Source organism: Plantibacter sp. MCCC 1A11337, assembly GCF_013349365.1.
Classification (GTDB): Bacteria; Actinomycetota; Actinomycetes; order Actinomycetales; family Microbacteriaceae; genus Plantibacter; species Plantibacter flavus_A.
In genome coordinates, this window is record NZ_JABJWX010000001.1 from 383,436 (window position 1) to 404,624 (window position 21,189).

The 21,189-nt window shown below is 69.4% G+C and carries 20 protein-coding genes; 11 read left to right on the plus strand and 9 right to left on the minus strand.

The genetic code is table 11. From position 1 onward, the window contains the following. Window positions 1-58: 58 nt before the first annotated feature. Entirely contained in the window at window positions 59-1,213 is a 1,155-nt protein-coding gene (locus HOW07_RS01750) for a tyramine oxidase subunit B (RefSeq protein ID WP_371743548.1), read from the minus strand. Window positions 1,214-1,363: 150 nt separating this feature from the next. Between HOW07_RS01750 and HOW07_RS01755 the strand changes: the two genes are divergently transcribed. Next, window positions 1,364-2,269 carry a LysR family transcriptional regulator gene (locus HOW07_RS01755; RefSeq protein WP_175115917.1) on the plus strand — a complete coding sequence of 302 codons (906 nt, stop codon included), beginning with the start codon at window positions 1,364-1,366 and terminating at the stop codon, window positions 2,267-2,269. 37 nt (window positions 2,270-2,306) lie between these two features. On the opposite strand, the gene HOW07_RS01760 is transcribed toward HOW07_RS01755, so the two are convergent. After that, window positions 2,307-2,474, minus strand: a complete 168-nt coding sequence (locus HOW07_RS01760) for a hypothetical protein (protein ID WP_175115918.1) — start codon at window positions 2,472-2,474, stop codon at window positions 2,307-2,309. A 97-nt stretch (window positions 2,475-2,571) separates the two neighbouring features. On the opposite strand from HOW07_RS01760, the gene HOW07_RS01765 reads away from it, so the two are divergent. From HOW07_RS01765 to HOW07_RS01800, 8 genes are read left to right on the plus strand one after another with little or no spacing between them, the layout of a single operon-like run. Next, window positions 2,572-4,215 carry an ABC transporter substrate-binding protein gene (locus tag HOW07_RS01765; RefSeq protein ID WP_254628152.1) on the plus strand — a complete coding sequence of 548 codons (1,644 nt, stop codon included), beginning with the start codon at window positions 2,572-2,574 and terminating at the stop codon, window positions 4,213-4,215. After that, window positions 4,212-5,294 carry an ABC transporter permease gene (locus HOW07_RS01770; RefSeq protein ID WP_121290861.1) on the plus strand — a complete coding sequence of 361 codons (1,083 nt, stop codon included), beginning with the start codon at window positions 4,212-4,214 and terminating at the stop codon, window positions 5,292-5,294. The genes HOW07_RS01765 and HOW07_RS01770 overlap by 4 nt, the downstream gene beginning before the upstream one ends. Before the next feature lie 3 nt (window positions 5,295-5,297). Further along, complete coding sequence (locus tag HOW07_RS01775; RefSeq protein ID WP_121290863.1) at window positions 5,298-6,206, plus strand: ABC transporter permease; 909 nt, start codon at window positions 5,298-5,300, stop codon at window positions 6,204-6,206. A gap of 1 nt (window position 6,207) precedes the next feature. Beyond that, window positions 6,208-7,248: an ABC transporter ATP-binding protein gene (locus HOW07_RS01780; protein WP_175115920.1), complete on the plus strand. Its 1,041-nt coding sequence runs from the start codon at window positions 6,208-6,210 to the stop codon at window positions 7,246-7,248. Continuing rightward, complete coding sequence (locus HOW07_RS01785; protein ID WP_175115921.1) at window positions 7,245-8,318, plus strand: ABC transporter ATP-binding protein; 1,074 nt, start codon at window positions 7,245-7,247, stop codon at window positions 8,316-8,318. The genes HOW07_RS01780 and HOW07_RS01785 overlap by 4 nt, the downstream gene beginning before the upstream one ends. Beyond that, entirely contained in the window at window positions 8,315-9,403 is a 1,089-nt protein-coding gene (locus HOW07_RS01790; protein ID WP_175115922.1) for a LacI family DNA-binding transcriptional regulator, read from the plus strand. The genes HOW07_RS01785 and HOW07_RS01790 overlap by 4 nt, the downstream gene beginning before the upstream one ends. Then, complete coding sequence (locus HOW07_RS01795; protein WP_175115923.1) at window positions 9,400-11,031, plus strand: FAD-dependent oxidoreductase; 1,632 nt, start codon at window positions 9,400-9,402, stop codon at window positions 11,029-11,031. Before HOW07_RS01790 ends, HOW07_RS01795 begins: the two co-directional genes overlap by 4 nt. A gap of 52 nt (window positions 11,032-11,083) precedes the next feature. Continuing rightward, entirely contained in the window at window positions 11,084-12,547 is a 1,464-nt protein-coding gene (locus tag HOW07_RS01800; RefSeq protein ID WP_175115924.1) for a glycoside hydrolase family 5 protein, read from the plus strand. Window positions 12,548-12,806: 259 nt separating this feature from the next. On the opposite strand, the gene HOW07_RS01805 is transcribed toward HOW07_RS01800, so the two are convergent. Both HOW07_RS01805 and HOW07_RS01810 read right to left on the minus strand, forming a co-directional pair. Beyond that, window positions 12,807-13,505 (minus strand): hypothetical protein, encoded by a 699-nt coding sequence (locus HOW07_RS01805; protein WP_175115925.1) that lies wholly within the window; start codon window positions 13,503-13,505, stop codon window positions 12,807-12,809. 64 nt (window positions 13,506-13,569) lie between these two features. Beyond that, a complete protein-coding gene (locus HOW07_RS01810) occupies window positions 13,570-14,364 on the minus strand; it encodes an alpha/beta fold hydrolase (protein WP_175115926.1) in 795 nt (264 codons plus the stop codon). 84 nt (window positions 14,365-14,448) lie between these two features. On the opposite strand from HOW07_RS01810, the gene HOW07_RS01815 reads away from it, so the two are divergent. Both HOW07_RS01815 and HOW07_RS01820 read left to right on the plus strand, forming a co-directional pair. After that, window positions 14,449-14,598: a hypothetical protein gene (locus HOW07_RS01815; RefSeq protein WP_175115927.1), complete on the plus strand. Its 150-nt coding sequence runs from the start codon at window positions 14,449-14,451 to the stop codon at window positions 14,596-14,598. Window positions 14,599-14,688: 90 nt separating this feature from the next. Next, window positions 14,689-14,883: a hypothetical protein gene (locus tag HOW07_RS01820; RefSeq protein WP_175115928.1), complete on the plus strand. Its 195-nt coding sequence runs from the start codon at window positions 14,689-14,691 to the stop codon at window positions 14,881-14,883. A 37-nt stretch (window positions 14,884-14,920) separates the two neighbouring features. Here HOW07_RS01820 and HOW07_RS01825 read toward each other — a convergent pair whose 3' ends face one another. The 5 genes from HOW07_RS01825 to HOW07_RS01845 form a co-directional block, all read right to left on the minus strand. Continuing rightward, entirely contained in the window at window positions 14,921-16,468 is a 1,548-nt protein-coding gene (locus HOW07_RS01825) for a GMC oxidoreductase (protein ID WP_285039123.1), read from the minus strand. Then, window positions 16,465-17,853, minus strand: coding sequence for an alpha/beta fold hydrolase (locus HOW07_RS01830; RefSeq protein ID WP_121290881.1), 1,389 nt, complete (start codon window positions 17,851-17,853; stop codon window positions 16,465-16,467). Before HOW07_RS01830 ends, HOW07_RS01825 begins: the two co-directional genes overlap by 4 nt. Next, window positions 17,850-18,749, minus strand: a complete 900-nt coding sequence (locus tag HOW07_RS01835) for an SDR family oxidoreductase (protein WP_175115929.1) — start codon at window positions 18,747-18,749, stop codon at window positions 17,850-17,852. The genes HOW07_RS01830 and HOW07_RS01835 overlap by 4 nt, the downstream gene beginning before the upstream one ends. 135 nt (window positions 18,750-18,884) lie before the next feature. Continuing rightward, window positions 18,885-20,195: a glycosyltransferase family 2 protein gene (locus tag HOW07_RS01840; protein WP_175115930.1), complete on the minus strand. Its 1,311-nt coding sequence runs from the start codon at window positions 20,193-20,195 to the stop codon at window positions 18,885-18,887. Beyond that, a complete protein-coding gene (locus HOW07_RS01845; protein ID WP_254628153.1) occupies window positions 20,192-21,121 on the minus strand; it encodes a WcbI family polysaccharide biosynthesis putative acetyltransferase in 930 nt (309 codons plus the stop codon). The genes HOW07_RS01840 and HOW07_RS01845 overlap by 4 nt, the downstream gene beginning before the upstream one ends. Window positions 21,122-21,189 lie beyond the last annotated feature (68 nt).

The window sequence follows — 21,189 nt, forward strand, 5'->3', positions numbered from 1 at the left end:
CGGCCGGGCGGCCACGGCGTCGGGTTCGGGTGGAACAGGTGTCGGTGCCGGTCGGCGGTCAGGCCAGGTCCGGGGCGTCCCAGAGGTTGAGCTTCGTGCCGATCCCCTGCTCGACGGCGTTCTCGTAGATCGTCTTCGCCCACGCGACGTCCTCGACGCCCATCCCACCGACGCTGAAGAGGACCGGCTGCTCGGGGAACTCGCGCCCGACGGCGTTGCCGTCGAAGACGTCTCCGATGTTGACCACGCGGGACTCGTCCAGCTCACCGGTCCCGATGAGGTCCTGCCAGTAGAGGCCGATCATGCCGAACGCGGTCTCGTGCGACGGCGCAGGGTACTCCTCGGCCCATGCCTCGTAGATCTTCTTCGCGTCCGCGATGAGGCGCGCCTTGCCGGAGAGGGTGTACTCCTTGTCCATGCGCAGGTTCGCGGGCAAGCTCAGGAAGGCGCCCGGCTTGATCCAGTCGCCGTCGATGAACGGGTAGTTCTCCGAGCCGACCAGGCCGGTGACGGCTTCGGAGACGATGTCCGAGTCACGCACGGCGGCCTCGACCGTCTCGGCGATCTCGATCGTCGTGAACTGCGGGTAGTGCGCGCGGACGTAGTCGGCGAACGCCTCGGACGTCGACCGTCGGCGCCCGTGGATACGGATGGTGTCGAGCGAGGGACGGGCGGTGGTCATGGCGTGCAGAGCGCTCTTGTTCATGGCGCCGGGCCCGATGATGCCGAGTGACTTCGCGTCCACCGGTGCCAGGAGCTTCGCGGCGGATCCAGGCACGGCAGCGGTGCGGTAGGCGCTCTCGAGGTTGCCGGACATGATCGCGTAGGGCGCGCCGGTGTCCTTGTCGTTGAGCACGATGAGGTGGATGGAGCGCGGGAGGCCTCGCTCGCGATTGTCGACGTTCGACCCGTACCATTTGACGCCGGCGGTGTCGAAGCGTCCGCCGAGGTAGGCGGGCATCGCCATGAACCGGCGGTCGGCGGCGTCGAGCGGCATGCCGGGAAACGGTGAGGTGGCGGGGAACCCGATCGGTGCTCCGTGCGAGTTGGCGGTCGGACCGGCCATCCGGTAGTCACCCTTCGCGACGAGCACCAACACCTCCTCCATGACCTCCATACAGTGGGCCATGTCCTTCATGCCGGCGGCGATGACCTCCGGTTCGCTCAGGTAGAGCATGTCGATCCGGGTGTTCGGGGAAGCGTCTGCGGTCACGGGTGGTCCTCCAGGTCGGGGTGTGTTGGTCCTCAGCGAACACGCTCGCGATCGTCCTGGTCAAATACCGATTCGACCCTCGATTGAGAGCGTTTCGCTCGCAATCTGGACGAAACAGCGCGGTAATACGAGGGTCGTATCGTCGATGGGATGGAGCTCCGCCAGCTGCGCTACTTCCTCGCCGTCGCCGAGGAGCTCCATTTCGGTCGTGCCGCCCGACGGCTGCACATGTCGCAGCCACCGCTGAGCGTCCAGGTCGCACGACTCGAGCAGGAGGTCGGCACCGCGCTGTTCGACCGTTCGACGAGGCGGGTGGCGCTGACCCCCGCTGGACGGCACCTCCGGGCGCGGGCGCAACACATCGTCGAGGAGCTCGACACGGTCCGGGGTGAGATGCGCGACTTCGTGGACGGTCTCGCCGGGGAGCTCACCGCAGGGTTCGTGAGTTCGGCCAACTACACGGTCCTCCCCGGCGTCGTGCAGCTGTTCCGGGCGAGCCGCCCCGGGGTGACGCTGCGCCTGGTGCCGTTGACCTCAGGAGAGCAGTTCGACCGGCTCCGCGACGGCACGCTCGACGTCGGGATCGTCCGTGACGAGGTCCCGCAGGCGCCGTCCGACAGCTCCCCCGCGCTCACGACCGAGGTCGTCTTCGAGGAGCGTCTCGTGGCATGCCTCCCGGTCGGTCACCCGTCGGCAGGGCGACCGGAGGTCACCGCGGAGGAGCTCTTGGAGGTCCCGATGATCTCCTACCCGCGGGCGCTCATGCCGGGATTCGTGGACCGCGTCGCGGAGGTCCTCGGCACGTCGAGTCGGACGCAGGTGGTCGAGGAGGTCGTCCATCAGGAGACCGCCCTCGGGTTCGTCGCGGCCGGCGTGGGTACGACGATCCTGCCCGAGTCGGTGCGGCAGCTGGTGCCGCCGTCGATCGTCGTCGTGCCGCTCGCCGGGTCGCCGACGACACGCCTGCTGGCCGCTCGCCAGGAACGGACGGACGACAGCCCGGTCCACGACGCGTTCATCGCCTGTCTCCGCGACGCGGCCGCACAGCTCAGGTGAGGGGCAGCTCCGCCCCCGGACGATACGAGCGACGGGTCTACCCCGCCAAGGCGGCGAGGATCGGCAGGTGGCAGAGGAACACGGCGACGCCGCTGCCGTGACCCGCGACGACCTGGAGCGGGGTGTGCGCTCCCGCTCTGTGCCGGCGTGGATGGCGGACGGGTGCTTGACACGCCTTCAACGGGACCGTTACCGTGGTGCTCATACGTAGTAGCAACCAAGTGATCATTGTTGCCTCGCCGGTCATACGTATGAGTAGGTCCTTCCGCAGCCGGCGGTGCATCCAGTCAAAGGAGACAGGAATGACCTTCAGCTCGCGCACGATCGGCATCGTCGCAGCGCTCGCCCTGACCGTCACCGTCAGTGCCTGCACCTCTCCGGGAGCGTCGACCTCCAGCCGCACCGACACCATCGTCTACGGCAAGTCCGACGGCGGGACGACGTACGTCCGCAACTACAACGTGCTCGGACCGGCGACGGAGAAGGCACCGAACGCGGAACTCATCTACGAGCCCCTCGCGCGGGTCGACTACAGCGACGGGGCCCTCGTGAAGCCCTGGCTCGCGGAATCGCTCGACTTCGACGAGGCCGGCACGACGCTCACGATCGGGCTGCGCGACGACGTCACGTTCTCCGACGGAGACCCGTTCGACGCTGAAGACGCCGCGTACTCCCTGTCCCTCCCCCTCGAGAAGCCGGAACTGAACCTCGCCGGGGTGACCTACATCGCCGTGCAGGAGGTCGACGAACACACCGTCGCCGTCACCTTCGACTCCCCCTCCTTCGCCGCACTCAACCAGTTCGCGTCGAGCTCGCTCCCCATGGTGCCGAAGCACATCTGGGAGGAACAGGACCTCACCACCTGGACCAACCCCGACCCGGTCGGCACCGGACCGTTCACCCTCGACGCCTTCGCCGCGCAACAGGTCACGCTCAAAGCCCGCAGCGACTACTGGGGCGGCGAGATGCCGATGAGCACCTTCAAGATCCTCGCGACCAACGGCGAGACCGTGAAGGCGCAGCTGCTGCGGGGCGACGTGGACTGGGCCCCGACGGGGTGGCCGGGCGCCGAGGAGGAGTTCGTCGCGAAGAACCCTGAGACGAATCTCTACCAGCTCTACGCCACCGGCGGTGCCTACTCGATGATGTACAACACCGCGCAGGCACCCTTCGACAGTGCCGAGCTGCGCAAGGCACTCGCCCTGTCGATCCCCCGGTCCGACATCACCGCGACCTTGAACCGCCCCGGCACGGAGGCTGGTCCCACCGGACTCGTCGACCAGATCTACGAGGACTGGATCGCTCCGGAGTACCGCGGCGTGGTCCAGGAGGTGGACGCCGCGGCGGCCAGGGCGGCACTCGATGCGAGTGGGTACGAGGTCGTGGACGGCGCGCTCGTCAAGGACGGTCAGAACTACACTCCGCGACTGTCGTTCAACCAGGACTTCGGGTGGAACGCGTACGCGGACATCATGATCAACAGCTGGAAGCAGGTGCTCGGGATCACCGTCGCACCGGCCGGCGCGCCCGGCGCGACGCTGTACGACCAGCAGAAGACCGGCGAGTTCGACCTCACCATCGCCACGACCGGTGGAGCCGGGGTCTACGGCGTCTACAGCTTCCTCGACAGCCGCTACGTCGAGCCCATCGGCACCTCGGCCGCGACGAACATCGGACGCTGGTCGGATCCGGACACGGACCGGATCCTGACAGGCATGACCGAGGCGTCGGACGAAGCGACGATGAAAGCCCTCGCCCTGGAGATGCAGCGGATCGTCGTCGACGAGGTCCCGTTCACCCCGCTGTACAACTCCTACTGGTTCGTCGATGTGAACGCTTCGAACTGGAGCGGCTGGCCGACACCCGAGTCCTTCACCGCGGTCCCCTTCCCGAGCCTCGGTCCCGACACCGTGCTGACGCTGCTCTCGCTCGAGCCGACAGCATGACGGCGACCACGGGGGCGGTGGCACCCGCCGCGGCGAGCTCCGGCGGTGTCGACGTCCGAGCGCGTCGGCGACGGGGACGGAAGAGCGGCGCGTTCCTGCTCCGGAGACTCGGCTTCTACGTCGTGGCGGCCTGGTCCGCCATCACGCTCAACTTCGTGATCCCGCGACTGATGCCGGGCGACCCGTCGGCCGCCATCATCGACCAGCTCGAACGGGTGAGCGGTCAGTCGCTCCCGCCGGCGACCCTCGTCTCCATCCAGGGGCTCTTCGGCAATCCGGACGACAACCTGTTCGAGCAGTACCTCACGTACCTCGGCCAACTGGCCCGGTTCGACCTCGGTGTGTCGATCGTCAACTTCCCGGTCCCGGTCGCCGACCTCGTCGCCGCCGGGCTGCCGTGGACGTTGCTCCTCGTCGGCACCACGACGATCGCCGCCTTCCTCATCGGCACGGCGATCGGTGTGGCTGCCGGCTGGCGGGCCGGGACGCGGTTCGACGCGATCGTCACCCCGCTGACGACCTTCCTCTCCTCCGTGCCGTACTTCTGGGTCGCCCTGCTCGCTCTGTGGGCCTTCGGGTTCGTGCTCGGGTGGTTCCCGTTGGCCGGCGGCTACGACCCGAACCTCGCGATCTCCTTCGAGCCGGGCTTCATCTTGAGCGTATTGCAGTACGGGGCGCTCCCCGCCGCCACCATCGTCTTCTCCGCGTTCGGAGGCTGGATGCTCGGAATGCGCAACATGACCGTCACGACCGTCGGCGAGGACTACGTGCTGCTCGCCCAGGCCAAGGGCCTCTCCCCCGCGCGCGTCCGGTGGCGCTATGCGGCCCGCAACGCGATGCTCCCGCAGTTCACCGGCTTCGCGATGGCCCTCGGCGGCGTGGTCGGTGGCGCCCTCCTCACGGAGATCGTCTTCAGCTACCCGGGGATCGGCTACCTCCTCTTCTCCGCTCTGCAGAAACGCGACTACCCCGTCATGCAGGGCGTCTTCCTCCTCGTCACGCTCACGGTGCTACTCGCGAACCTCATCGCGGACTCCGTGTACGTGTGGCTCGACCCGCGGGTACGGAAGGAGAGCTGAACCATGAAACTCAACCTCTTCGGCAACGGCAAGGTGCTGTTCGGCGTGATCGTGCTCGGCTTCTTCGTGTTGCTCGCGCTCCTCGGCCCCTGGTTCACCGCCAGTGTGCTGGGGCTCGACGCGCGGGCCAACGACATCTCCGCGATCTCCGCACCGCCGAGCGCCGCCCACCCGCTCGGGACCACGCAGTTCGGTCAGGACGTGCTCGCCCAGGTCATCGAGGGTGCGCGCGGCTCGATGTTCGTCGGATTCCTCGGGGCCATCATCGGAACCACCATCGCGGTCCTCGTCGGCGTGCCGGCCGGGTACTTCGGCGGCACGACCGGCAACCTGCTGAACTTCCTCACCAACCTGTTCCTCGTGATGCCGGTACTGCCGCTCATCTTCGTCCTGGCCGGCTACCTCCAGGGCACGGGACTCGTCATGATCGCGTGCATCATCGGCGTCTTCGGCTGGGCCGGCGGTGCCCGGACCCTGCGTGCCCAGGCCATGAGCGTGAGTAGTCGCGACTTCGTGCAGGCCATGCGGATGCTCGGTGAGTCGAACCGCAGACTCGTCTTCAGCGAGGTCATGCCGCACCTGTACGGCTGGATCGCCTCGATGTTCCTCGGCGGGCTCATCGGCGCCGTCATGGCCGAAGCCGGCCTCGCCTTCCTCGGGGTCTCGGACTCCTCCGCGATCAGCTGGGGCACGATGATCCAGGCCGCCCAGCAGCAGAGCGCGGTACTCCGCGGACTCTGGTGGTGGTTCGTCCCACCCGGCCTCTGCATCGCCCTCGTCGGCACGGCCGCAGCGCTCATCAACTTCGGCGTCGACGAGCTCGCCAATCCGAAACTCCGCTCGGCGTCCCGCCGCGTGGCCAAACGCACCGCGGCCGTCCGCCGCGCCGCACTCGCGACCGAGGGGGTCTGACATGACGATCACCGAGACCAGGCGGAGCGACGATCCACGCGCCGCGGCGCCGTCCGACACCGTCCTCGACGTCGAGGGCCTGTGCGTCGAGTACGCGGGTGCCGGCGCGCCCGTCCGGGCCTGCACCGACGTGACGTTCCAACTCCGACGCGGCGAGATCCTCGGCGTCGTCGGCGAGTCGGGCTCCGGGAAATCGACGCTCATCACAGCGCTCACCCGACTGCAGCGGCCACCCGCCGTGACGACGAGCGGCCGCGTGGTGTTCCACCCGCAGTCGGGGGCTCCTGGCATCGACCTCGTCCAACTCTCCCCGCGCTCGCTCCGGGCGCTCCGCTGGACGAGTCTGTCGATCGTGCTCCAGAGCGCAATGGACGCCCTCAATCCGGTCATGCGGGTCGGCGCGCAGTTCGTCGACGTGCTGCGGGTCCACGACCGTTCCCTGAGTCGTGCCGCGGCCTGGGATGAGGCGAGACGCCTGCTCGGCCTCGTCGGGATCTCGGCGGACCGGGCGCGGAGCTACCCCCACGAGCTGTCGGGAGGTATGCGGCAGCGCGCCACCATCGCGCTCGCCCTCGCCTGCCGGCCGGAACTGGTCGTCATGGATGAGCCGACGACCGCCGTCGACGTGGTCATGCAGCGGCAGATTCTGGCGCAGGTGCTGCGCCTGCGCCAAGAGTTCGGGTTCGCCGTCGTGTTCGTGACGCACGACCTCTCCCTGCTCCTGGAGCTCGCGGACCGCATCGCCGTGATGTACGCCGGACGGATCGTCGAACTCGCGTCCGCGGCCGAGCTCTACCGGACGCCGCTCCACCCGTATGCGCAAGGGCTCCGGGACTCCTTCCCGCCGTTGCACGCCCCGGTCGAGCGGCTGGAGGGCATCCCCGGCAGCCCACCGGACCTCCGGGCCCTACCCAGCGGGTGCCCCTTCGCGCCGCGCTGCCCGGCGGTCATGGACCGCTGCCGGACGGAGCTCCCGGCGCTCCTGACCCACGGCGACCGATCGGTCGCATGCCATCTCCACGACGAGGAGGTCGTCCGATGACCGAACCCGTACTCGAAGCCATGGACGTCTCGAAGCACTTTGCGGTGGCCAACGGCGTCGGAGACTCCTCCGTGGTCCGCGCGGTCGAAGGAGCGACCATCCGGCTCGAGCCCGGCCGCATCACCGCCGTCGTCGGCGAGAGCGGGAGTGGGAAGACGACCCTCGCCCGCATCCTCGCCCGCTTCTCCGAGCCGACCTCAGGTGTGATCCGACTCGACGGCGTCCCCGTCGCCGGGGACGGGATCCGATCCAAGCGCGTCCAGAAGTCGTACCGCAAGGCGGTCCAGCTCATCTTCCAAGACCCGTTCGGCTCGCTCAACCCCCTGCACCGCGTGCGGCACAACCTGGAGCGCGCCATCCGCTTGCACCACCGCGGGCTGGGGCGCACGGAGGCCGACCGTCGCGTGGCATCGCTGCTCGAGCGGGTGAGCCTGACCCCGTCGAGCGACTACCTCGACAAGTTCCCCCACGAGCTCTCTGGCGGTCAGCGGCAGCGCGTCGTCATCGCGCGCGCTCTCGCGGTCGAGCCCCGCGTCCTCCTCGGGGACGAACCGATCTCCATGCTGGACGTGTCCATCCGGCTCGAGATGCTCAACCTGTTGGACCGCCTGCGCCGTGAGGACGGTCTCGCTCTGCTCTACATCACACATGACATCGCGAGCGCCCGCTACCTCTGCGACGACATCGTGGTGATGTACGCGGGGCAGATGGTCGAGGCCGGACCGAAGGACGCGGTCATCTCCAATCCGCAGCACCCGTACACGAAACTGCTCGTAGAATCCTCGCCTGACCCGCATCGGGACACGGCCGTGGACCGCGACGACATCTTCGGGTCGGCCGACGAACTCGGCGAGCCGCCGAGCCTCATCGACCCGCCCTCTGGCTGTCGGTTCCACCCGCGGTGCCCGTTCGCGATGGAACGGTGTCGCACCACGCAGCCGCCACGGGCCCAGCTCCCCGACGGTCGCTGGGCGGACTGCTGGCTGCACGAGGAAGGCCGCGCCGACGAACTCGCGCAGGCGACCATGACGGAACGCATCACGCGCAAACTGACGGAGGACCCCCGATGACCACCAGCAATCCACGCCAGCGCGCGGCGAGGCAGTCCGACGTCGCCGCCCTGGCCGGCGTCTCCCAGTCGGCCGTCTCCCGCGTGATCAGTGGAGACACGGATTCGCGGATCCCGGAGGACACGCGCAAGCGCATCCTGGACGCCATCGCGACCCTCGGCTACGTGCCGAACCCGATCGCCCGGAATCTGCGCGGCAAGCGCACGCAGCTCCTCGGGGTGCACACCTTCGAGGCGCTGTTCCCCAACGCCCGCGAAAGTTTCTACTTCCAGTTCCTCCTCGGGATCGAGGAACGTGCGGAGGAGACGAGGCACGACCTTGTGCTGTTCAGCTCCACGAGCGACGGCGCGGGAGCCCGCAAGATCTACCGCGACGAGACGAACCGGCTGACGATCGCCGACGGCAGCGTGCTGCTCGGCATGTCGCCGGATCGCGACGAACTCGCCCGACTTTGGCACGAGGGGTATCCGTTCGTGCACATCGGTCGACGCGAGGTGCTGGGGGCGCCGTTCCCCTGCATCGTCCCCGACTACCGGCGGGCCGCCCGGGAGATCGTGCAACGTCTGCACGACCACGGCCACCGCTCCTTCGCCTTCGTCCGCGAATCCATCGAGGGCGAACCATACGACGACCGCCGGGCCGGGTACCGTGACGCGGTCGGCGAACTCGGCGTCCGCGACACGTCTCCGGGTTTCGTCTCCGACGAGAGCGGGCTGTCCGAGGCCGTGATCGCTGGCTTCGTCGACGGGTCGGTGACTGCCGCGGTGGTCGAGAGTGAACGGATCGCCGAGCGTCTGCGCGGAGAGCTCGCCGCCCGCGGGCTGACGATCCCGCAGGATGTGTCGGTCGCAGTCCTCGAGGACACCTCGGGCGGCGGCGTGCGGTGGGACGACCTCCGCATCCCCAGGAAGCAGATCGGGCGGATCGCCGTGGACCGGCTGATCGAGATGGTCGAGGATCCGGACGCACCGCGCGAGAGCGTGCTGGTGGCGTGCACCGTCGTCATCGGAGAGACGATCGCTCGGCCGAGGGTCGTGGTCGTCGGTGACGGCGGCGCGTCGGCGGTGGACGGGGGCGCCAGGTGACCCGGTACGACGCCGAGCTGCTCGTCGTCGGCGGTGGTGTGGGTGGTGTCGCGACGGCGCTGACCGCGCTGCGACTGGGCCGTCGTGTGGTCCTGACCGAGGAGCAGGACTGGCTCGGTGGGCAGCTCACGAGCCAAGCCGTCCCACCGGACGAGAACGCGTGGATCGAGACCGGCGCGACCGGCCCCGGATACGCCGAGTTCCGCCGTCGGGTTCGCGAGTACTACCGCCGCAACTATCCGCTCACCAGCGGCGCGACCGCCAGGTCGGACCTCGATCCCGGCCTGGGCGTGGTGAGCAGACTCTGCCACGAGCCTCGGGTCGCCGTGGCCGTGATCGAGGAACTACTGTCCCCCTGGCTGGCCTCCGGTCGACTCGAGGTGCTCCTCCGGCACCGACCGGTCGCCGTCGAGACCGACGGTGACGAGGTGCGTTCCGTGACCGTGCGCCGCACCGACGGTGTCGAGCGCGAGCTCTCCGCACCCATCGTCGTCGACGCGACCGAACTCGGCGAGTTGCTCCACCTCGGCGGTGTGGAGCACGTCACGGGCGCGGAGGGTCGAGACGACACCGGTGAGCTCCACGCGCCGGAGCGGGCCGACCCGCTCGACCAGCAGGCGATCTCCTGGTGCTTCGCGCTGGAACACCGCCCAGGCGAGGACCACGTCGGCGACCGTCCGGCTCGCTACGAGCATTGGCGGACGCACGTCGACCCCTTCTGGCCGGGTCCGCAACTCTCCTGGACCGACGTCGACCCGATCAGTCTCCGCGTGCACACCCGGCCACTGTTCCAACTGCAACCCACGCCCGAGATGCCGTTCGACCTGTGGCACTTCCGACGCGTCCTCGCCGCCGAGAACTTCCGCGACGGGACGATCGACTCCGACGTCACCATCGTGAACTGGCCGCAGATCGACTACTGGGAGGCGCCCATCGTCGGGGTCGACGAGACGTCGGCCGCCCGCGCGCTCGCCGCCAGCCGGGAACTCTCCGCCTCCTTCCTCCACTGGATGCAGACCGAGGCGCCTCGCGAGGACGGTGGGACGGGGTACCGCGGCCTCCGACTCCGGGGCGATGTGACCGGCACCGACGACGGCTTCGCGAAGGCTCCCTACATCCGGGAGGCCCGTCGGGCCGTCACCGAGTTCCGCGTGCTCGAGCAGCACCTCGGCGTCGAGGCGCGGGGGGCGGGAGTGGGCAGTGAGGTCTTCGCCGACAGCGTCGGGCTCGGCCATTACCGCATCGACCTGCATCCGAGCACCTCCGGACGCAGCTATGTCGACATCGAGGCGTACCCGTTCCAGATCCCGCTCGGAGCGCTCCTGCCCGTGCGTGTGGACAACCTGTTGCCGGCGGCCAAGAACATCGGCTCGACGCACATCACGAACGGTTGCTACCGCCTGCACCCGGTGGAGTGGGCGATCGGTGAGGCGGTCGGTGCGCTCGCCTCGTTCGCCCTCGAGCGCGGGCGTCCGCCACGCGCGATCCGCGAGGATCCCGCGCTCCTGGACGACTACCAGCGACTCCTCAGGGACCGGCTCGGCGTCACCCTGCGGTGGCCGGAGGAGGTCCGTCGACACCATTGGAAGCCCGAACCGGTTCGGGTCGAAGACGTCCCGACCCGCTGAGGCCGGGACCCGTCCGGGGCAACGAGGCTTCGGACGAACGAGAGGGAGCACCATGTTCAGACCACATCGATCATCCCGGACGGCGCTCGCGTTGACCGGCCTCGTCGCGGCGGCGCTCGCCTTCGGGACGGTCCCCGCGGCCGCCGTCGAGGAGGCGGGGAGTGCGCCGGCGCTCCAGGTCGACGGCAACTGGATCCGGGATGCCGACGGCACCGCCGTCACGCTTCAGGGCGTGTCCGTGCTCGCACCGGAGCAGAACGACCTCTGCCAGTACTGCAATTCCAAGCCGACGTCGGAACTCATCGACCTCGCCGTCGACGCCTCGCAGGGCTGGAACGCCGACGTGATCCGGCTGCCCGTCACGGAGATCACCGCCACGACCGACCTGGCCGCCTACGACGCCCAGTACATCGCCCCGTACGTGCAGCAGGCCGTCGACCGTGGCGTCTACCTCATCATCGACCTCCACCTCGTGCGGGACTACGGTGACGCGGCGGGTGCGGTGCCGCAGTCCATGGTGAAGCGCTTCTGGGACTACATCGCCCCGATCTACGGCGGCACGACCAACGTGGTCTTCGAGGTGTTCAACGAGCCGATCAACCCGGCGAACTGGAACACCTGGAAGGACTACATCCAGCCCGTCGTGGACTCCATCCGCACGACCGCTCCGGACACCCTGCTGCTGATGGGCTCGCCGCAGTGGAGCACGATGCTGAACGGCGCACGGACGAACCCGATCGTGGACGACAACCTCGCCTACGTCTATCACATCTACCCCAACCAGGGATCTCCCACCGAGGCGCTCCTCGACACCAAGTTCGGAGACGCGGCCGACGAGCTCCCGGTGGTCATCACCGAGTTCGGTTGGAACCCCGAGGGCGAGTTCTCCGACTCGATCACCCGCGGGACGACGTCGAACTGGGGCGTCCCGTTCCGCGAGTACATCGATGCGCGTCCGTGGATCGGCTGGCAGGCCTGGATCCTCGACAACTTCTGGAAACCCCAGATGTTCGACTACGACTGGAACCTGATGGGCGGCGAGTACCAGGGGCAGTTCATCAAGTCGTGGCTGGCCGGCGAGCCGAACGTCTCGCCGTGCGAGACCCACGACGCCGTCGGAGCGACCGTCCAGGTGTCCTCGGTCTACCAGACCTTCAGCGGGGACCATCTGACCGACGGCGACTGCTCGAACGCCGGCCGGTGGATCTCGGCAACGGGCGACTCGACGCCGACCGCGATCGTCACCCTCACCGGTCCGCAGACCGTCTCCTCGATCGGGGTGTACAGCGGATACAGCGGCGGGACGGGGGTCGTGTTGGTCGACTTCACCCTGGACGTGCACACCGCGTCCGGTTGGCAGCAGGTGGCCGCGATCACCGGCAACACGCAGGCGGCGCGGGACGTGCCGGTGGGGGTGACCGGCGTCGACCAGATCCGGCTCGTCGTGACGAACCCCTCCGCGTCGACGACCGAGGCGAAGATCGCCCGCGTCTACGAGTTGGCCGTGCGAGGCTGAGCGAGGGACTCCCGGTGGGAGCGGGCGCCCCCGAGCACACGGCTCGGGGGCGCCCATCCACGACGACCGCGGCGCGAGCATCCCCTCGGCCCTGCGCAGCGACAGGGCCGTCTGCGCCGGGCCGGGGTTCGCGGAGAGCGCGCTCGGGAAAGAGGAGTTCTCGCAGAGGTTGCCGACGTCGTGGGATCGACCGTCCCGTGGAGGACGCCCTCGTCCGGTTGTCAGCTGAGCACCGCGTCACGGTCCATCGCCGCGGGTGTCAGACCCGCGACGACCGCAGTACGCGGACGACTCCTGAGCAGACCCCGAGCCAGATGACCAGCTGCAAGACCGCAGCGACGACGAACGGCAGCACGAACGATCCGCCTTCGGCGGAGGACAGCCAGACCATCACGACGACGGTTGCGGCGATCCCTGCGCCCGAGACCGCCAGGAAGAGGGCGCGCAACGCCACCGCCTCCCGACGGTCGACGGTGTCCTCCGCTCCGGTCGGGTCTTCCTGCGGTTCCGTGGTCTGCGGCGTCACCTCGGACCACGCGGAGACGGCGCGGATGATGCGGTTCTCGGAGACCTGCAGCTGGAGCAGGATGACGACGCTCGTCAACGCGGCCGCCAACCCGATGAGGACCACGGAGCCGAAGAACGCCCCGCTCTCCCCCACCCAGAACGGACCGAGGACGGTCACGGTCGCGACGGCGAGGGTGGCGGCCACGACGAGTGTTACGGACGAGACGAGCCCGAGCGCCAGGCGGGCCGGGCGACCGTACTCCAGGAGCAGGACCTCCAGCGCGACGTGGCCGACCTCAGGCTGTCGCTGTCCACGCTCGGTGGCACTGATCCACGCTCTCGCCTCAGCTCGGAGCAGGAAGGCGTTCCAGGCTGTTGCGGTGGATGACGCGGCCGAGGGCTGCGAGAGCACTTGCCCCTGGTCAGACCGTGGGGGTGGCTCGAGGGACATGTGACGACCTTACGCCGACGGCGTGGCCGGTGAGATGGGCCCGACCTGATGCGGAGCGAGTCATCTATTGGGCATCGATGAAGGTACGGAGCGCCTCGGCCCACTGCTCGTGCGCGTCAAGGTGTGCATCATGCGATGCACCGCTGAGATCGACGCGACGGACGCGCCTGCCCTGACTGACGAACGCCGACTTCTGACACTCGGTGAACATTCCTCCGTCTGCATAGACCACGAGAGTCGGCACGTCGATGCTCTCCCACTCGTGCCAGCGAGGCTCCCCGACCGCCTCGATCGTCGCCTGCATGACGTCCGCGTCGAAACGTGGGACCAACCCGTCGGCTGTCTCCTCCAGATCCTCGACCCAGGCACGTTGGAGCGGCCCGTCACCAAGCTCCGCCGCCGCTTCCGATCGACTTGCGAACGGAACGTTCCACGACCGGAAGAAGTGCCCGAGGGCTCGGTGTTCCTCCACCGTGCCGCTGCCCTGGTCCCCTTCGAGCATGACCAGCGCCCGAACGAGGTCTGGCCGGCCGGCAGCCAGGAGCATCGCGGTGTGCGCACCCATCGACTGCCCGATGACGATCACCGGCTCTGATGTCTCGCTTTCGATCACCCGTGCGACATCTGAGACGTACGCCGCTCGAGAGGTGTCCATCGGCCGCCTCGTGCTTTCACCGTGGCCACGCTGGTCGATGAGGACGACCGATCGACCGGCGAGCGCTCGAGCCGTCGGAAGGAACTCCCGACTGCTTCCGGCGAGTCCGTGCAGGATGACCGCCGCCGGCTCGGAACCCTCGAACACGGTGTACGAGATCAGGACCCCGTCGTCGACGATCAGCTGCTTACGTGTCGCGACCATCAGTCCAGCCTAGGAGGCGTTCGTGCGCAGCCAGGCAGGGCGCTACCGGTAGCCTTGCGTCATGCAACGCAGGGGTGTGGGCGCATGACGATCGACGATCTTCTCGCGGAATCAGACGACGGATGGTCTCGCAAACCACGGACCGTGCGTCAGGTGCTGGGAACGCTCGGGGTAGCCATCGGTTGTATGGCCGGCTTCGTCGCGCTCGTCGTCGCGCTACTGGCGTCGTATTAGGGCGACTACAGCTCCTTCCTCGAGGGTGATGTCTCCGTCTGCGGCTACGCAGGCGTCGATTCGGTCTGCCAGCAGGAGCTACGGGAGCAGGTGCGCACCACGATGCACATTCCGCTCGCCGAGGACGTCCGCGTCGAGAAACTGCGTCGCTACGGATTCCCCGATCCCGTCTATCAGGCTCGGTTGTCGTACCCGAACACCGCCGCTGCGAGCGCTGCCGGTCACACCGTGCTGGAGGTGCTACCGAGCGGCGCGGCCATCGTCATCGTGAAGGCGAACGGCTGACTCCCGACCCACCCTTGCTCACCTGCCGGCGGCGCCGTCACCGCGCCGCGAGCATCCGGTCGGCGGTGCGCAGCGACAGGGCCATCTGTGCAAGACCCGGGTTCGCGGAGAGCGCGCTCGGGAACGTGGAGTTGTCACAGATCCACAGGTTGTCGATGTCGTGCGATCGCCCATCCCCGTCGACCACGCCGTCACTCGGATCGTCGCTCATCCGGCACGTGCCGAGCGTGTGCGCCGTGCGCGCGAGCACCCTGGTGCTCCGCGCACCGGCTGCCGTGAGGATGTCCGTCATCGTGCGGATGGCGTGGCGGTCGATGGCCTGCTCGTTGTCACCGGGCGAGAACGAGACGGTCGCACGCGGCAGACCCCATTCGTCCTCCTCCGACGAGAGCTCGAGCCGGTTGCCGTCGGCGGGCAGACACTCGGCGTTCATCCCGATGCCGGCGTTGTACCGGGACGCGTCGAGCTCGTCGACCAGCTCGGCGCCCCAGAGACCACCGCCGCGCACGAGGGTCGTCGCGTAGTTGAACGGCATGACACCGAGGCTCTGCAACAGATACCCTCCGGCGAAGTCAGCGCCTTCGGGGCGGACGAAGTCCTCGGTGATGAGCGCCGACGGGTAGCCGCGGTAGCCGCGGATCTGCTCGTCGAACCGTCCCCACACCTGCACCGCCCCGTGGGCCAGGAAGTTCCGACCCACCTGACCGCTGGCGTTCGCGAGGTCGTTGTGCAGCAGGAGCCGAGGGGTCTCCACCCCGCCGCCCGCCAACACGAGGACCTCACAGCGCTGCCGCTTGTCGACGCCGTCCTGGCGATAGACGACGCCCGTCACTCGACCGCGGGCGTCCCGCTCGATGGTGTGCACGACGGCGTCCGGTCGGATCTCCGCCCCCGCCGCGACCGCAGCCGGCAGGTAGGTGATGGCCGTCGTCGCCTTCGCACCGTGGCGCTCGCCCTGGTGGATCGAGCCGACGTTCGTCGTGGCACGTCGCAGGCCGTGGTGCGGCTGATCCCGGTCGCGGGTGATGATCGCGGCGGGTGCGTCGGTGGCCCGGATGCCGAGCGACTCCGCGCCCTTCGCCATGAGGTCGGCGGGCGCGTTGCGCTTCGGCGGCGCGTACAGATAGGTCCGCGACGGGTCCCACGGATACGGCGTCGGCCCGGAGACACCGATGGTCGCCTCGACCTCTTCGACGTAGCGCGTGAACTCCGCGTGATCGACGGGCCAGTCGCGTCCGAAACCGGTCTCGCTGCGCAGACGCAGGTCACGGGCGTCCGGCCGGGGCGTGAACGCGCCCCAGTGCACGGTGCCACCGCCGACGCCGAACCCGCTGTTGTTCGGGCCGAACGCCGTCGGAGCGTCTCCACCGCTGAACCGGCTGGACATCCAGTTGATCGTCGTCGCGTCGACCTCGTCCGGGGTGGACTCGGCAGGGTCGTGATTCGGCCCCGCTTCGAGGGCGACGACGCGGAGTCCCGCTGCAGCGAGTCGCGCGAGCAGTGGTGCGCCACCCGCACCGGTACCGACCACCACGACGTCGACGCTGTCGTCGAGGTCGTAGGTCTTCATGGTGTCCAGGTTCACGCTGCATCCTCCTGCTGCTGTGCGGGCGCGACGCCGAGTTCGGAGGGCTCCCAATCGTCTCTGGTGCCGGCACCCAACTCGCGGTAGCCGGCGAAGTCGACGTCTTCAGCGCCGGTCGCGAACCCGTCGTAGCCGACGCGGGCCAGCGACGCGGGATGGATGAGCCACTCCCGCGTGACGTCCACGCGCAGGTCCTCGAACCAGCGCCGCAGATCGTCTCCGTCGATGGCGCCCCCGGGGACTCCCTGGCCGTCGATCACGGCACGGATCACGGCATCCTGGTCATCGGCCGAGTCCGGCCACGCGGTTCGGAGATCATCCAATCCGGCGCGGTAGGCCTCGTCGTCCGTGAGCCCTCCGACCGGCCGCCATCCGTCGCCACCACCTGCTGCGAGGTCGGCGTCGACCCGGGCGGCGAGATCGATCCGCCCCTCGGTCGGCTGGGGAACCAGGCGATCGGCGACGGAGCGGAGCAGCTCCAGCTGTTCCACGCTCAGGACGCGGGGCCGATACTCGGGGTCATCCGGCAGGGCGCGTCGTGCCAGCGCACTCCGCACCCGCCGCGTGGTCCGTGGGGACGCGATGACGAGCCCCCACGCCGGGGGGACGATCGCGCTGTGTGCGACGATCTCGTCCCAGAGCTCGGTCAGCGCACGCGCGACCTCGGCGGGGCGCTCGAACGAGAGGAGATGCCCCGCTCCGGCGAGCGGCACGAATCGTGCGCGGGGGTAGACGTCCGAGAGCAGCTCCGGCTGCACAGCGGCTCCGAGAGCCTCGTCCTCACCTCCGGCGAGCACGGTGCACGGGAGGTCGAGGGTGCCGACGGAGGACGCGATGTCCTCCAGGCTGCCCTGCTCGAGCCAGCGGCGCCACGCGACGGGCGACATGGCCTGCACGGACGCGACGGCAGCGGCCTGCAGCTCGGTCAGCAGAGGTGCACCCACGTTGTCGTCGACGAAAGTCCGTGCGTCCCCCTCGGCGACGGGCCCGTCCTCGACCCAGGTGAGCATCTGGTGGCGCTTCGCGTCCGGCATCGGCTCAGGCGTTGGCGGAGACGGCGCGAGCAGCACGACACCGACGAGCCCGAACACGGGGGCGTCGCCATCCCGGACCCGGGCGGCGATCCCGGCGGCGACCTTGCCACCCATGCTGTGCGCACACAGCATCCAGGGTCCGCCGTCGGCCTGTTCAGCGATGACGGCGAGGGCAGCGTCGATCTGCGAGTCGACCGAGCCGTCCGGCGCGTCGGCCGTGTCGCCCTGGCCGGGCAGTTCGACGGCGACCACTCGGAATCGAGCGTCGAGTGCCTGGACCACGGGTACGACCGCAGTCGCATCGAGCCCCAGCCCGGGGAGGAAGAAGACGGTGCAGTCAGCCGCCGTCACGGGGTCACCATGCCGCCGTTGACGTTCAACGTGGCTCCGGAGACGTAGCCGGATTCGGCCGATGCGAGGTAGACGTACGCCGGCGCGAGCTCAGCCGGCTGCCCGGCACGCTGATACGTGTTCTCGTCGTCGAAGTGCTCCATCTGCTCGTCGGACACGCCGTCGGAGACCTGCAACGCGGTCCACACGGGGCCGGGGGCGACGACGTTCACGCGGATCCCCCGGGAGGCGAGCTGCAGCGCGAGCCCCTTCGAGAGGTTGTTGATCGCGGCCTTCGTCGCTGCGTAGTCGAGGCGGTCCGGTGACGGCTTGTACGCCTCGAGCGACGCGGTGTTGACGATGCTCGAGCCCTCGCCGAGGTGGGCGAGTGCCGCCTTGGTGATCCAGAAGTTCGCGAAGACGTTCGTGCGGAACGTCTCCTCGAACTGCTCGTCGCTGAGGTCCTCCACCCGGTCGACGGCGATCTGCTTGCCGGCGTTGTTGACCAGGATGTCGAGGCCGCCGAGGAACTCGGCTGCCTCCGACACGAGCCTCCGGCACTGGTCGGGCTGCGAGACGTCGGCGACGATCGCCTTGCCCCGGCGCCCGGCGTCGGCGATGAGCGAGAGGACGTGCTCGGCGTCCTCCTCCTCGCCGGGGAGATGGTCGATGACGACGTCCGCGCCCTCGCGGGCGAACGCGATCGCGGTGGCGGCGCCGATGCCGGAGTCGCCCCCGGTGATCAGCGCCTTGCGACCGGTGAGGCGTCCACTCCCCCGATAGCTCGCCTCTCCGAGATCGGGCACGGGGGTCATCTTGGCCTGTACGCCGGGCTCCGGCTGATGCTGCAGCGGCGGCTCGACCCGGTCGTACTGGGTCACGGGGTTGGTCACTTCATACTGGTCGCGCGGAGACATGACGACCACGCTAAACGAGACCTCGGCCGGAACCGGTGGGGTTGCACTCAGCGCGTCCGGTGGTGCAGTCGTCCGACGGCGGGCCTGCGTTCGGGCCGCGTGATCCATGCGCGGAGCACGTCGTCGCTGATCGGGTCAGCAGAACGACGAGGGTCCACCCCAGCCGCCGACCCAGGCCGCCACCCGGGGGTCAGGCCGGAGCCGCTGGACGCCGTCGGCGACGAGCTGCTGGGTCTCGAAGGCGGCGGACGTCGCCCAACGTTCCTCACGCCGCCTGGCCCGCCGGGATCGCAGGCGGCCGAGTGACGCGCCGTCCGGGTCGACGAGCTCGACGGTGCCCACGTCTCCGGTGCCGAGGCGGTCGACGAGTTCGACGATCCACGTCGGGTCGAGGATCACGATCGGACGGTCGAGCTCCCAGGTCACTCGGGCGTCGACTCCGGCTACTTCACCGAGGATGCGCGGGTCTCCCCCGAGCCCCTCCGCTCCCCCGCCGTCGAGGACGAGCCGAGCCTGCGGGAAGGCTGCGAAGAGCGAGTCCGCCGCGACGAACCGAGCGGCCGTCGTGTGGTCGCCCCGCAGCCGCACGAGGAGATCGACCGCGGCCGACCACAGCGCCCGCGGCGCGGACCCTGCGACGGGGATCGACGAGAGGAGCCGCATGGTCTGGGCGTTCGCGCGGTCCATGCCTGAGCCGTCCCGCTCCGCCCACTCGGGGCCGTCGTGCCAAGCCACCGCGGCCGGGACATGGGCGAACACCGCTCCCGCCTGCCACATGCGGTGCGCCCACTCCCAGTCCTCTCCGCCGTACGAGGTGAAGGACTCGTCGAATCCGCCGACCTCGTCGAACAGGCCCCGCGAGCATGCGATGACCGCACCGATCATGAATCGATAGGAACGGTCGTCCGCGTTGCGCAGATCCCGACTGCGCGCGTACTCCTCGGCGAGCCACGCCGGTTCGGCGAGCTCACGACCGGCGGCCGCCTCGACGACCGGTGTCTCCGGGGCGATCCCGCTGAAGTCGGCGTGGCGACGCCGCCCGACCGTGACCGCTTCGGGCAGTAGGGCGGGGAGCCGCGTGAGCGCGCGCACGTACCCCGGCTCGGGGGCCGTGTCGGCATCGAGGAAGCACAACACCTCGCCACTGCTCGCCCTCACGCCCAGGTTGCGGACGGCGGCGAGCCGGAACCCCTGGTCCGCCTGCCGCACGAGGATCACGTCGTCCGGAACCGACACGTCACCCGGCGATCCGTCGTCGGCGACGATCACCTCCAGGAGGTGACGCGGGTAATCCTGCGCGGCGAGGGCATGCAGGGTCCGGAGCAGCTCACCGGGCTGGTCGTAGTGCGCGACGATCACCGAGACGCGTGGCAGCGGATCAGGATGGACGTCGTCGAGGGTGTCCCACCGGTTGCCGACGACCCACGGCTGCGCACTCCCGGTCACGCGTCGCGCCAAACGGAGAGCAGGGCCGCGAGCCGGTCGACGGCGACGACGACGAACTCGGGGTGGGACGCGTACCAATCGGTGTGAGCGGCACGCACCTCCGCGTCATCGACCTCGACACCCTCGATGATCCAGTGGTCGCGGGGCTCGTCCGGCAGGGACCAGGCGTCGACGACCTCTGGTGCGATGGGCGCACGCACCGCGTTGAGCAGGGGGCGTCCGGGGGCGGTGACGCCGCCAGGGGCGCCCAGCACGTCGAGGACGCGGGCGCCGAGCGGCAGCCAGACCGCGTTCCCCGGGTGGTTGACGGTACGCGCGTGGTCGGCGGTGACCGAGTCGAAGAGGTCGGACACCGGCACGTCGGTCGCGGCCTCGCGTCTCCGCAGCTCCTCGACGGAGGCTCGGCCGATCGCGCGCACGGCGTCCGGCTGGAGGGCAGACACGACGGGGATGCCTGCGGCGGCCGCGAGCGTCCGGACGTCGTGGTACGCCACGAGCGGCGGGTTCTCCTCGACGCCGGGGACCCGGACGGCGGCCTGGAACGGATGCAACCCCCCGAACCGCACCGGAGTCACCGTCAGCACGCGCGCGCTCGTGGCGGCGGCGACCTGTCGTGTGCCGAGCGGCAGTCCGTGGTAGTCGTCCCGCACGGGTTGCGACACCACGGTGTGCGCCGCGCCCACCACCTCGTGCAGCCGCTCCGCGTCCTCGGCGGTCATCTCGTGCACGGCTGGAACGCGCACGAACCGGCGGTCCGGCGCATCCATCACGGTGCGCAGGGATTCGGCCTGGCAATTGCCGAGCACCACCCCGAACTCCGTGGGCAACGGCGCGAGGCCGTAGAACTCCGCGTAGTGCCTGCGGCGTCCCCCCATCGGCGACGCGGCGGGCGCAGCGGTCGTGCCCGGTTCGAGGGTGTGGCTCATGCGTCGACGCTATACCGTCGTCGCGCCTACCATCGATCTCGCGTATCGGGTTGACGACAGGCGTTCAC

Bases quoted from the DNA above. Each gene is read 5' to 3' on its own strand.
- HOW07_RS01765 (WP_254628152.1), top strand. From the start codon at position 2,572: ATGACCTTCAGCTCGCGCACGATCGGCATCGTCGCAGCGCTCGCCCTG.
- HOW07_RS01785 (WP_175115921.1), top strand. From the start codon at position 7,245: ATGACCGAACCCGTACTCGAAGCCATGGACGTCTCGAAGCACTTTGCG.
- HOW07_RS01805 (WP_175115925.1), bottom strand. From the start codon at position 13,505: ATGTCCCTCGAGCCACCCCCACGGTCTGACCAGGGGCAAGTGCTCTCG.
- HOW07_RS01755 (WP_175115917.1), top strand. From the start codon at position 1,364: ATGGAGCTCCGCCAGCTGCGCTACTTCCTCGCCGTCGCCGAGGAGCTC.
- HOW07_RS01845 (WP_254628153.1), bottom strand. From the start codon at position 21,121: ATGAGCCACACCCTCGAACCGGGCACGACCGCTGCGCCCGCCGCGTCG.
- HOW07_RS01760 (WP_175115918.1), bottom strand. From the start codon at position 2,474: ATGAGCACCACGGTAACGGTCCCGTTGAAGGCGTGTCAAGCACCCGTC.
- HOW07_RS01780 (WP_175115920.1), top strand. From the start codon at position 6,208: ATGACGATCACCGAGACCAGGCGGAGCGACGATCCACGCGCCGCGGCG.
- HOW07_RS01770 (WP_121290861.1), top strand. From the start codon at position 4,212: ATGACGGCGACCACGGGGGCGGTGGCACCCGCCGCGGCGAGCTCCGGC.
- HOW07_RS01775 (WP_121290863.1), top strand. From the start codon at position 5,298: ATGAAACTCAACCTCTTCGGCAACGGCAAGGTGCTGTTCGGCGTGATC.
- HOW07_RS01800 (WP_175115924.1), top strand. From the start codon at position 11,084: ATGTTCAGACCACATCGATCATCCCGGACGGCGCTCGCGTTGACCGGC.
- HOW07_RS01835 (WP_175115929.1), bottom strand. From the start codon at position 18,749: ATGTCTCCGCGCGACCAGTATGAAGTGACCAACCCCGTGACCCAGTAC.
- HOW07_RS01815 (WP_175115927.1), top strand. From the start codon at position 14,449: ATGACGATCGACGATCTTCTCGCGGAATCAGACGACGGATGGTCTCGC.
- HOW07_RS01810 (WP_175115926.1), bottom strand. From the start codon at position 14,364: ATGGTCGCGACACGTAAGCAGCTGATCGTCGACGACGGGGTCCTGATC.
- HOW07_RS01790 (WP_175115922.1), top strand. From the start codon at position 8,315: ATGACCACCAGCAATCCACGCCAGCGCGCGGCGAGGCAGTCCGACGTC.